Annotated in this window: 8 protein-coding genes; 6 read left to right on the plus strand and 2 right to left on the minus strand. The window is 43.4% G+C overall.

What is annotated here, in order from left to right; translation table 11 throughout:
* Positions 1-125: 125 nt before the first annotated feature.
* The 6 genes from dnaA (at position 126) to CPIN_RS00030 (ending at position 10,859) form a co-directional block, all read left to right on the plus strand.
* On the plus strand, positions 126-1,559 hold the full coding sequence (dnaA, locus tag CPIN_RS00005) for a chromosomal replication initiator protein DnaA (protein WP_012787686.1): 1,434 nt from the start codon (positions 126-128) through the stop codon (positions 1,557-1,559).
* 138 nt (positions 1,560-1,697) lie between these two features.
* A complete protein-coding gene (locus tag CPIN_RS00010; RefSeq protein ID WP_012787687.1) occupies positions 1,698-2,234 on the plus strand; it encodes an RNA polymerase sigma factor in 537 nt (178 codons plus the stop codon).
* 479 nt (positions 2,235-2,713) lie between these two features.
* A complete protein-coding gene (locus CPIN_RS00015; protein WP_012787688.1) occupies positions 2,714-3,670 on the plus strand; it encodes a FecR family protein in 957 nt (318 codons plus the stop codon).
* 239 nt (positions 3,671-3,909) lie between these two features.
* Entirely contained in the window at positions 3,910-7,302 is a 3,393-nt protein-coding gene (locus CPIN_RS00020) for a SusC/RagA family TonB-linked outer membrane protein (protein ID WP_012787689.1), read from the plus strand.
* A 22-nt stretch (positions 7,303-7,324) separates the two neighbouring features.
* Entirely contained in the window at positions 7,325-8,839 is a 1,515-nt protein-coding gene (locus CPIN_RS00025; protein ID WP_012787690.1) for a RagB/SusD family nutrient uptake outer membrane protein, read from the plus strand.
* Between the two features lie 187 nt (positions 8,840-9,026).
* On the plus strand, positions 9,027-10,859 hold the full coding sequence (locus CPIN_RS00030; protein ID WP_012787691.1) for an alkaline phosphatase: 1,833 nt from the start codon (positions 9,027-9,029) through the stop codon (positions 10,857-10,859).
* A 98-nt stretch (positions 10,860-10,957) separates the two neighbouring features.
* Here CPIN_RS00030 and CPIN_RS00035 read toward each other — a convergent pair whose 3' ends face one another.
* Together CPIN_RS00035 and CPIN_RS00040 are read right to left on the minus strand one after the other, a co-directional pair.
* On the minus strand, positions 10,958-11,773 hold the full coding sequence (locus CPIN_RS00035) for a nucleotidyl transferase AbiEii/AbiGii toxin family protein (RefSeq protein WP_012787692.1): 816 nt from the start codon (positions 11,771-11,773) through the stop codon (positions 10,958-10,960).
* Positions 11,763-12,794, minus strand: coding sequence for a type IV toxin-antitoxin system AbiEi family antitoxin (locus CPIN_RS00040; protein ID WP_012787693.1), 1,032 nt, complete (start codon positions 12,792-12,794; stop codon positions 11,763-11,765). Before CPIN_RS00040 ends, CPIN_RS00035 begins: the two co-directional genes overlap by 11 nt.
* Positions 12,795-12,802 lie beyond the last annotated feature (8 nt).

The raw sequence follows: 12,802 nt of genomic DNA on the forward strand, positions 1-12,802 counted from the left end.
TTTTTCAACATTTTCTACTGATATTCGTCGTCCTGTCTGAAAATCTATCAACCCCCCACGTTGGTTAGATTTACAATTCGAGAACAATCCTTAATTTAAGAACAACATTAATTTACATTAGCTCAATGAATAAAACTTGCGAACAAGTTTGGGAAAGGTGTCTTAATATAATTAGGGATATTGTGGAATGGCAACCATTTAAAACCTGGTTCGAACCGATTAAACCCATCCAACTTGAAAACAATGTTTTAACCATTCAGGTACCAAGCCAATTCTTTTACGAATACCTTGAAGAACATTATGTGGGACTATTGGGTAAGACAATCAAACGCGAACTAGGAAAAGACGCAAGGCTTGAGTATCGTATTGTAGTGGAAAACGGCACACCGCATCAGCATCCAAAAACCGTAAACATGCCAGGGCAGTTTACCAAAAGTAAGAAGGACAGCGAAGTAGATTTTCCGTTAACCATACAGAACCCTGTAAAGAATCCGTTTGTAATACCAGGAATCAAACGCGTACAAATCGATTCACAGCTGAATCCTCACTACACGTTCGAATCTTATATTGAAGGTGATTGCAACCGCGTAGCTCGCAGGGCAGGTAAAACGGTGTCCGAAAAACCAGGTGGTACTTCCTTTAATCCACTGGTAATATATGGCGCTGTAGGTCTCGGTAAAACACACCTTGCACAGGCGATCGGTAATGAGGTTAAACGTATACATCCGAATAAAGCGGTGTTATATGTGAGCGCAGAAAAATTCATCAATCAGTTCATCGATCACTCGAAGAATAGTATCATCAATGACTTTATTCACTTCTATCAGTTAATTGATGTATTGATCGTAGATGATATACAATTTTTTGCGCGTGCAGAAAAAACTCAGGATGCATTCTTTGCTATCTTCAACCACCTGCATCAATCCGGTAAGCAACTGATCTTAACTTCAGATAAACCACCTAAAGACCTCGATGGTTTGCAGGAAAGATTACTGAGCCGTTTCCGCTGGGGACTCAGTGCCGACATGCAAATGCCGGACTTCGAAACACGTATGGAAATCCTGGAGATGAAAATGCGTAACGATGGTCTGGAAATGCCCAAAGAAGTAGTAAAATATGTTGCTTATAACATTCAGAGCAACGTACGTGAACTGGAAGGCGCATTGATCTCTCTCCTCGCTCAATCTTCTCTTAACAGAAAAGAAATTGACCTGGAACTGGCAAAACGTGTACTGAAATCTTTTGTCAAAACTTCATCAAAAGAAATCACTATCGAAAGCATCCAGAAAATGGTATGCGAATACTTCGATGTGCCTTATGATAAGCTGCTGCAAAAAACACGTAAACGTGAAATTGTACAGGCCAGACAGATCACCATGTACCTGGCAAAATCATTTACCAAGAATTCACTGAAAACTATCGGAGAACATTTTGGCGGACGTGACCACACTACCGTGATCCACTCCTGCCAGACCGTAAAAGACCTGATGGATACAGATAACGCATTTCGCGATAATGTCATTGAACTGCAACAGAAAGTGCAGTTGGCAGCCATGTAAGATGCCCCCTATACAATCAAGCTCTTTTGTCCCGGGTAACTCACCCGGGACTTTTTATTTCCCGCTGCTTAACAATTTCATAATTCTCGGCAGATACAGCAGTTCATAACAACTAATAACTTTGTGCTACTGTACAATATGCCACAAGAAGGTCAACACACTTTATGGAGTGCTATCAGGAAAGGCGATGAAACCGCCTTCCGCCAGTTATTCGAAGAATGCTGGGAGCCCTTGTTCACCTATGCCAGTCGTATCACCATCGATCATTCTCTGGCCCAGGACAGTGTACAAAGCCTATTTATACATATCTGGGAAAAACGTGACAGCCTTCCCGATGTTACTGCCATCCTGCCATATCTGCGCAGCGCACTTAAAAACAGATTGCTGAACGCCCTCCGTGATGAACATGTCTATCAGAAACACGTAGACCTCTTCACACAGGTCGTCGATACCAATTCCCCTTCTTCCGCAGAACCGTTACACCTCAAAGAAACAGAACAACAGTTGTTACAGTCCATCAACCGCCTCCCCGGCAAAATGAAAGATGTCTTCTATCTGCATCGTATAGAAGATCTCTCCGTTGCCGAGATCGCCTGTAAACTGGGTACCTCCCCACAAACAATAAGAAATCAGATCAGCACCGCCATACAAAGGTTGAAAACAACCTTTGTTTAATTAAGAATTAAAAATTAAGGATTAAGAATTAGTTAGCCTTCCCTATAACTTATATCTCAATGAAATATTGATCACAGCTCAATCATAACATTGATTAACAAAGCATTTATCAGTCACCTGATTTATTTAATTCATGCTATCGCATCTGACATTTCTATTTTTTCATTCAACAACTCGCCAACCCGACCTAATCATTTTCACTAACTACCTTCATAAGCTTGATCTATCTATCTATCTATCTATCTATCTATCTATCTATCTATCTATCTATCTATCTATCTATCTATCTATCTATCTATCTATCTATCTATCTATTTATCTCCCACAACTCTCCGCTGCATTCCAATTCTTAATTCTTAATTCCTAATTCTTAATTTTTTTTCTCTGTTTCCTCCCAACGTTACCAAATTGTTAAGCCCCCCTCCCCCAATAGTTATCCTCCTCATTTCCCGTGTCTTACTATCAAACCACAGAACAGTTTGGACAAAGGGACATTATTATTATTACTTGAAAAATTCCGGCAAGGGGCCTGCTCTCCCGAAGAAGAGGCCCTGCTGTACAAATGGCTGGATGCGCTGGATGCAGAAGACACCCTGCCGGCATTATCTGCTGATGAAATACAAACAATCAAAATGAACATGCAGGAGCAGATATGGCCGAAGACTGTCAACCGCTACCGTCGCATAGGATTACGCATCGCCAGAGTAGCCGCCGTAATAGTACCCCTTGTTATCTCCGGATACTTTGTACAAAGGTTCTTTCATCGTAACCATCGCTTAGCACCTGCTGGCATGGCATGGCAGACAGTAAAAAACAACAGTGGACAATTACAGAAAATAGTACTACCGGATCAGTCAGTAGCAGTCGTTGGTCCTTACAGCACCATCGAATATCCTACGCATTTTCCTGATGACGCAAGACCAGTAAAAATAAGAGAAGGAAAAGCCTTCTTCGACGTCGTTAAAGACACACGCCCCTTCAGCGTAGAAGATAACAGCGGTGTCCGCACCACTGTACTCGGTACCTCCTTTACAGTAGAAGCCAGCAAAAGCATGCACATCTCCCGGATAGCAGTCGCTACCGGTAAAGTGCAGGTGGAACAGAAAGGCTTCGCCACCGCTGTACTCGGACCATCACAACGACTCACATTCCGTGAACAATCAATTGAAAAAGACAGTATCGCAGCTACTGACCTCCTCGCGTGGACAAATGGAGAGATCATTCTGCGCAATGCAACCTTGCAGGAGTTATTATTGACCATCAAAAACCAGTACGGCATTACAACCACTACCGCATTGAATACAAACCAGGGTAATTACAATTTGCACATCCCTGCTACAATGACCTTGCAGGAAGTCCTGGACATCGTTGAAAAAATCAGTTACAGACCAAAAATTCAATTTACAATGCAAGACAAACAACTTATAGTCAATTAAGAATTAACAATTAAAAATTAAGAATTGTACTCTCAATTGCCATCAACACATGAAAACGGCCTCAGAAGATTCTGAAAGAAAATTTAAATCATACCTTCTTACAGATCTTAAAAAGGAACCGTTAACTCGTCAGGCTAACCAATTCTTAATTCTTAATTCCTAATTCTTAATTCCTCCATAGGCCGTCCCTTTCACAAGGGACCTGACACACTATTGCCTTTACCTTAACACAGACATATATGCAAAAAGACAAACTACATTTCTCTTCACGGCTTCGCTCAGTATTCCTCACGGGACTGTCGATGCTCGTGCTGGCATCTACCGCCTTTGCCCTGCCAACAGGTTCTCAGGCATTACAGAAAGTCCTCCAGCGTTTCCAGGTGAAACAAGGTAGCCTGTCCGCTGCCCTGAAACAACTGGAATCTACTGCGCAGATCAGCCTCGCCTATGACGAAGCTGCCCTCCGGAAAATGCAGGTACACGCAGAGACTTATCAGAAAAAATCTGTTATCAGTATCCTCCAGGATCTGTTAAGTCAATCCTCTCTGAAATTTGAAGAAAAATATAATACCGTATTAATCTATGATAGCGCTGATGCTCCGACTATCAGTATTGCAGCACAGCAGGCGCAGGAAAAAGTAACCCTGATCGGTGCCGTATCTGATAAGAACGGTCCCTTGATCGGTGCTACTGTGATGGTAAAAGGAACCACTAACGGTACGGGTACAGATGCAGCTGGTCAGTTCAAACTGTCAGTAGCTCAACCCGTAAATAACCTGGTACTGGTCGTAAGCATGATCGGTTTTAAAACACAGGAAATCGTTGTTGGCAATCAGCACAGCTTTCAGATTGTACTGGTTGAAAACAGTCTGAACCTGAACCAGCTGGTAGTAGTAGGTTATGGTACACAGCGTAAAAGCACCGTATCAGGCGCTATCGCTGATGTACAACTGGATAAACTGAACTCCCGTTCCCTGGGTGATGCAAACGAGGCTTTACAGGGTAAAGCTCCGGGCGTAACCGTTCAGAACAACGGTGGTGATCCAACCTCTTCTCCCAAAGTATACATCCGTGGTATGGGTGGTATCAACGGTGAATCTGCCCTGACAATCGTGGATGGTTCCATCTACACAGGCGGTCCGATCAACCCGAATGATATCGAATCTATCAACGTACTGAAAGATGCGGCTGCCGCTATCTATGGAGCAAGAGCTTCCGGTGGTGTTATCCTCATCACTACTAAGAAAGGTAAAGAAGGTGCTGCAAGCGTATCCCTAGATGCTAAAATGGGCTGGCAGTATGCGGCTAAGAAACTGGATGTACTCACTGCAAAACAGTTCGCTGATGTAGAAAACATCGCTTATGCTGCTGCTGGTACGCCACTCGCTGACGCATTCAATGCTACTAAATACCCTGATGGTCAGATCACCCGTACTGACTGGCAGGACGAGATCTTCCGTACCGGTAAGATCAACGATTATAACGTGAACGTAAAAGGTGGTACCGATAAAGGTAGATATTACATGGGCTTCGGTTACCGTCGTAATGAAGGTATCCTCCTGAATACACAGGCAGAACGTTATACCTTCCGCATGAACTCTGATGCAATGGTAAAACCATGGCTGAAAGTAGGTGAGAACCTGTCCTTCACCTATACAAACGGTAACGGTGCTAACACCACCAGCCCTTATACTGGTGCGATCTTCACTGCTTTGGGTTACCCTCGTCATATCGCTCCACGTACACCTACCGGTGCATTCAGCGGTATGCCTGTTGATTACGCTGGTTCTTATGGCGACCTGGCAAACCCGGTTGCAATCCTGGAAAGAATGGATAACAAAACGCCGACTACCAACATCAACATCAACCCATATGCTGAGATCTATTTCACCAGGGATCTCGTGTTCCGTTCCAACTTTGCTTTCACCAGATCACTGACTGACCAGAAATCATTCTCTACACGTGCATTGGAGATCGGTAAGATCAACACCAGCAACGGCCTGTCTGAATCAGTAAACAATGGTACCAACCTGCTGGCTGAACAGACCCTGACTTACACCAAAACTTTCAACGGCGTACACAACGTTAATGCAGTAGCTGGTTATACTTATCAGCACGATGATTACACCTACCTCTTTGTATCTGCCAGCAACTTCGGTGATGAAAGAGATGTATACCGTTACTTCGATAACGCCGGTACCTGGGCAAAACCATCCAGCGGCAGATCACAGACCGCTGTAGAATCATTCCTGGGTCGTGTGAACTATGACTACAAAAGCAAATACCTGTTCACCATACTGGGCCGTCGTGATGGTAGCTCGCTCGTAGCGCCACAGAACCGATATCAGAACTACTACTCTGTATCCGGTGGTTGGGTACTGACACAGGAAGATTTCATTCCTAACAGCTCCGTACTGAGCTTCGCTAAAGTACGTGCAAGCTATGGTGTACTGGGTAACCTGGGTAGCTTACCGGCTAACGCCATCAACATTAACCTGAAATCAGTGAATATCTACACTGGTGCAAATGGTACCCAGACAACCGGCCTCGCTGAAGACGCACTGTCTAACCCGAACCTGACATGGGCTGATTCCCGCCAGATCAACTTCGGTACCGACCTCGCTTTCTTCAAAAACAGCCTGTCCCTTACCGCTGACTACTTCATCAAAACTACCGAGAACATGATCCTGCAGGTAGACCCGCCAAGTACTGCAGGTGTTAGCACCGGTATGTATAAAAACATGGGTAAAGCCCGCGATAACGGTATCGAACTTGGTATCAACTATAACGGTCGTGCAGGTAAAGAATTCACTTATGGCATCGGTGCTACATTGACCAAAGTGAATAACAAACTGCTGGAACTGGAAGATGGCAGAAACGAAGTAGTATCTTCTTCTAATATCAACGTACGTAGTACGCTGAACCCGATCGTAACCCGCGTAGGCAACCAGATCTATGCATATAACGTGATCAAGACTGCCGGTATCTTCCAGACACAGGCAGAGGTTGACAACTATAAAAACAAAGATGGTCAGCTGATCCAGCCAAACGCAAAACCAGGTGATCGCAAATTCGTCGATAAAGATGGTAACGGCACCATCAACAACAACGACAGAGAAATCGTAGGAAGCCCGTTCCCTTCTTTCTCTTATGGTCTGAGTCTGAATGCTGCTTACAAAGGATTTGATCTGAACGTATTCGCACAGGGCGTACAGGGCAACAAACTGTTCAACGCACTGAAATACACCAACATGAACGCCAGCATCGGTACTAACTACAATATGCTGACCGGTATCCTGGATGCATGGACGCCAACACACACCAACACAGATGTAACACGTATCATCTCTACCGATAAAAACGGCAACTACGGTAACACATCTGACTGGTATATCGAAAACGGTTCTTACCTGCGTATCAAAAACATCACCCTGGGTTATACACTGCCTGCGCTGCTGAGCAACCGTGCACATGTAGGTGCTGTAAGACTGTACTTAACAGCGACCAACCTGTTCACCATCACCAAATACAAAGGATACGATCCTGAAGTAGGTATGGACGAATTAGGTATCGATAAAGGCCGTTACCCACAGGCTAAGAATGTTCTGATTGGTCTGAACGTTAATTTCTAATCAACACAAACTGACGATTACAATGAAGCAACTCATAAAAAATATCACCCTCTCCCTGGCGGGTATTTCCCTGCTGGCGGCTTGTAACAAAAAGCTGGATATTACACCGGAAGGTGCGCCTACCTCCGGTAACTTCTGGCAGACGGAAACCGATGCCATCTCCGGCGCTAACGCCATGTATAACCTGTTTGACGATGAAAACTTCTATGGCCGCGGCTACTGGTGGTTTATCAACGCCAGCGATGATATGGTGACTGGTCGTGTAAAAGCAGAAGGCGATAACATCAAAAACTTCAACAGCAACTTTATCGGTGGTTCCTATACGGAAGGACAATGGAAAATGAGATATATCGTGATCAAACGTGCAAACGATGTGATCATGCATGTACCTTCCATTCCAATGGACGCGAAACTGAAAAACCGTCTCCTGGGTGAAGCGTACTTCCTCAGCGGTCTGATGTACTACGAACTGGCTTATACTTATGGTGATGCCCGTGCCGGTGTACCTATCGTAAAACGTGACAGCTTAACCGGCGACAAACCAATTCCCCGTTCTGCTAACGTAAACCTCGTATATGACTACGTTGAACAGGAACTGAAACAGGCCGCTGCATTGCTGCCTTATTTCGACACCTATTCTGCTGATATTTATGGCCGTCCGCACAAAACAGCTGCTTTCGCATTCCTGAGCAAAATGTTCCTGTACAAAAAGGACTATGCCAATGCAGAAAGATATGCTGACTCTGTAATATTGAGTGGTAAACACAAACTGCTGGATAAATTTGCAGACGTATTCACCATTGCTAACAACTGGAGCAGTGAATATATCTGGTCTGTATACTCCAATTCACAAGGCCCGAGCGGTTGGGGCAGCATCCTGCCAGGTGTAATGCTGGAGAACAAAGGCTGGGGTAAATATAATGGCTGGGGATATTATATGCCTACCAAAGAACTGTATGACTCTTATGAAGAAGGCGATATCAGAAGAGAAGCGACTATCCTGAAACCAGGTGATCACGTTACCTTCTACGGAGAAGACATCACCTATTCTTCAACAAACAGTCTGTCAGGCTACCAGTTCCGTAAATACATGGAACCATTCTCTTATCCTGCCGGCCAGCACCTGAGCCCTAACGGAGACCATCCTACTACTGACCTGAACCTGCCACTGCTGCGTTATGCAGAAGTATTGCTGATCAAAGCGGAAGCTGAAATCATGCAGGGTAAAAATGCAGATAAGGAAATCAATATGATCAGACATCGTGCTGGTCTGAAAGATGTAACCGGCGCTACACTGGCTGAACTGAAAAAACAACGTCGTGCAGAACTGGCAGGCGAATGGGCGAACCATCACTTCGACCTGGTACGCTGGGGAGATGCACAGGCCGCCTACGCTAAACCATTACACGGTGTTAACGGCAATGAGATCTGGCCTGCACGTACCTTCAACCCTGCTATTCACAACGTATGGCCTGTGCCAAGAAGTGAAGTGACCAGTAGCGGTGGAGTAGTAAAACAGAATGGCGGCTGGGAATAGTCAGTCAATTAAGAATTAAGAATTAAGAATTGGTTTGCCTTACTTTGTAAATCATTTGAAGCATTGTAAATTCCTGCATATTCACATTAGCATACTATATGAGAATATGCAGGAATTTGCCGATTCGCAATTCTTAATTCTTAATTTTTAATTCTTAATTTTTTAATACTTATACATTTTCAACAGTATGCTTAAATCTTACCTGCTTTCTCTTTCTCTACTAACGACTATCACAGCTACCGCTCAGACCAGCACCTATGCACCGATCAATGCACATTCGCATAATGACTATGAACATCCGATTCCGTTCCTGACGGCTTATTTCCGTCATTACGGATCAATAGAAGCAGATGTTTTCGAACGCAACGGTCAACTGTTCACCGCTCATACCGAAGAAGCGATCCGTCCGGAACGTACACTGGAGAAGTTGTACCTGCATCCTTTACGGGAGCAGATCAAAAATAACGGAGGTACCGCCTATAAAAACAGTAAGGATACTTTACAGCTGATGATCGATTTCAAGACCACCGGCGTGCCTACCATGAAAGCACTCGTAAAGATCCTGGACCGCTATCCGGATATCACAAAGAATCCGACAGTAGTCATCACCATCAGTGGCGACCAGCCGGCTCTTGGACTCTGGGGCCAGTATCCTGACTACATTCACTTCGACGGGAAACGCGGATTCACCTACACCGCTGCACAGGAAAAACGTATCCCGATGTACAGTGTAGACATCAAACAATTTACCAACTGGAATGGTAAAGGCGTAATCGTAAAAGAAGAAAAAGTAAAAATTCAGCAATGGGTCGATAGCGTACACCAGGCTGGCAAAAAAGTGCGTTTCTGGGGCATGGCTGACAATGTGAACACCTGGAAAACCCAGATGAATATGGGCGCTGATTTTCTCGGCACCGACCTCGTGGAAGATATGGCCAACTTCCTGAGCAACAGACAAAACCTTGAATACAACGGCACTGCCGCTCCTCATACACTGTACAATGCCCGTTATGTAAATAATGACAGCATGGGTAAAGTGACCAACGTTATTCTCCTGATCGGTGACGGTATGGGCCTTGCCCAGATTTATGCCGGTTTCACCGGTAACCATGGCCAGCTGAATCTCCTGCAAATGAAGAATATCGGTTTCTCTAAAACCTACTCTTCTGATAGCTACATTACCGATTCGGCAGCAGGTGGCACCGCAATGGCGAGTGGCAAAAAGACGAACAATCGCTATGTAGGTGTAGACGCTACCGCTGTACGCATCCCTGCCATTCCTGATATCATCGCCCCCAAAGGATATAACAGCGCGCTGATCAGCGCCGGCGACATTACAGATGCTACTCCTGCCGCATTCTACGGACATGTGCCGGAAAGAAGTATGGAAGACTCTATTGCCGCTAATTTCCTTAACAGCCCGGTAAGCATTATGATTGGCGGTGGTGCAAAACACTTCAACCAGCGCAAAGATGGCAAAGACCTGCCTAAATTGTTACACGATAAAGGTTATACCTTCAGCACCAACCTCGCTGAACTGAACAATATCCAGTCTGATAAATACCTCGTACTGGACAGCCTTGCAGAACGCTCCATGCTGAAAGGCAGAGGCGAATTCCTGACACAGTCACTGGAAAAATCGATTGCTTCCCTGCGTAAACAAAATAAAGGCTTCTTTATTATGGCTGAAGGCGCACAGATTGACTATGGAGGTCATGCGAACATTGTACCTTATGTAGCGACTGAAATGATGGATTTCGATAAAGCGATCGGTGCTGCTATGAAATTTGCAGATGAAGACGGTCATACACTGGTAATTGTAACTGCCGATCACGAAACAGGTGGTTTGTCCTTACTGGATGGTAATATCTCTAAAGGCTACGTAGACGGTCATTTCAGTACCAATGATCATAGCGCTGTAATGGTACCTGTATTTGCTTATGGTCCTCATTCACTGGATTTCAGAGGGGTTTATGAGAATACAGAGATCTTTGCAAAAATTATTGCACTGCTGCAGTAATATGCTTTATTAATATAAGAACGGCCGCTCATAATACATGAGCAGCCGTTCTTATATTAATAAAGTTTCTTGAAACAAATCCTGTAAAAACACTCTAATTATAATGATACGGAAACGGCTTTTGAATTAATTCTCTCACGTTCTTCTTTTATGCCTTCCAATATTTCTAACCAATACAATCCACTTTTCCTTTTCTCAAGAACACCAATGACCCGATCACCTAATTGAGGTGAGCCAACAAGCATACCAGCTATTTTTCGCCCTATAATGCGAGAACTAACTAATTTCAAATATTCGCGATCATGTGCCTCATAAAGATCCATAACTTCTAAATACTCCTCGTAAATCTCTATTGTCTTCAAATCAAAGTATACAGAAATTATGTGTTCTATATCACCTATATCTTTTATTCTACCTGGCCTGTCGTCATTTGCAATTAACTTCAGCAATACCAGTCCTTCAATTGGGCACACCTTTAGCGTCGTACCTTCACCTAGTGAATAAGTTTCAGCCTCAGGAAATACCTCCATAAAACCAGGTACATCTATTATGAACAATCTCGGTTGCCCTATTTTAGTTTCCCTGTTCTCATTTTCAATATCACCAAATGGTAATAAATCTAATTCAATAATATTTTTATAGAATAATTTAACAGCTTCCGTTTCATGTGCTGTGAAGTCTCCAGATTCAAGTAAGGTATTTTTCACCTGATAGAATTGCTCTTCGGTTGCCAGAAGAATTGCAATATCGACATCATTAGTTTTTCTTTTAGGTGCGAAATTGGGATCATGCGATAAGCTAATGTCCCTGGCTAATGCACCAACGAGATAAAAGTCTATATTAAGTTTTTTCAATACTTCCTGCAGCGCCGTTAACATCTCCAATACCCCTTCATTAAAGAACTTACTTTCCATTTAAGTAATGTTTTTTTATTCTCCCTGCTACTTCATAATCACGACTATCAACCTCGTTAATCAAATCAGCATATACCAGCAACGGTGGTACCACATGCTTTTTTTCACTGAATGTAACATTTTCAGAACTATGAGGGGGTTCCCCCCAAAATTTGTCGAATACTGTTATATTACCGTTGCTGTCAGGAATGATTCCTAACATCTTTATTAATTCATTGGGAGATTTTCTTGTATAAATAATAAACTGCTCAGGTGTGAGATGCCCTGTGAGGATTGCAGCCCCTGGCTCTCCTCCCCAATAGGTTTCAGAAAGGCTAAAGTGTTCCCAGCCAAACATACTTTCAGGCTTTAAAAATCTAAATCTTCCCAGTAATAGCTTAGGTCTTAATGTCGCATGGTACATATCTGTCCACCGCATAACCAATTGATCATAGTTGATGATTTCTTCAACATTACCTACCTTTTTTGTATATCCACTATTCTGTAGTTCGCCTAATAATAGTCCAACATTTCCCAAGGCGATCCCCGCAGCAGAAGCGATGTCCCTATAAGAGGCCTGCAGTAGGGTTGGTGTATTTATGATTGCCAACAAAAATTTCAGGCCAGAAGGCTTCCAAAGCTTCCCTACAACATTAACGCGTGTCGGTGTTACCTTTTGTTCAGTTACATAAATAAGTATACCATTGGATCTTATGTAGCAATTTCCGGCTAATTCGAGATAGTTTATTCCAAATTTTCTAAATTGTTCTTTCAGTGGCTGTGGAATATATCTTGATATTAGTAGCCATTGGTTCTTATTACGCCCAAATCGTTCAATGATAGACAAAGCGTGGCTCTGTCTTATTTCACCTTTTACTTCCACATTAAAGTGATGTTCACCTCCGAAATCAAATGTTATTATAGCATCCTGTTTGGGAATCTTTTTCGCCACATAAGAAGTCTTAATTTTAACACCGATAAGATCACGAAGCACCTTAACTCCTTCATTAAGAATGTCTTTTTCAATATTTAATTCTCTCATAAGTCAAT

The organism is Chitinophaga pinensis DSM 2588 (genome assembly GCF_000024005.1).
GTDB classification, from domain to species: Bacteria; Bacteroidota; Bacteroidia; order Chitinophagales; family Chitinophagaceae; genus Chitinophaga; species Chitinophaga pinensis.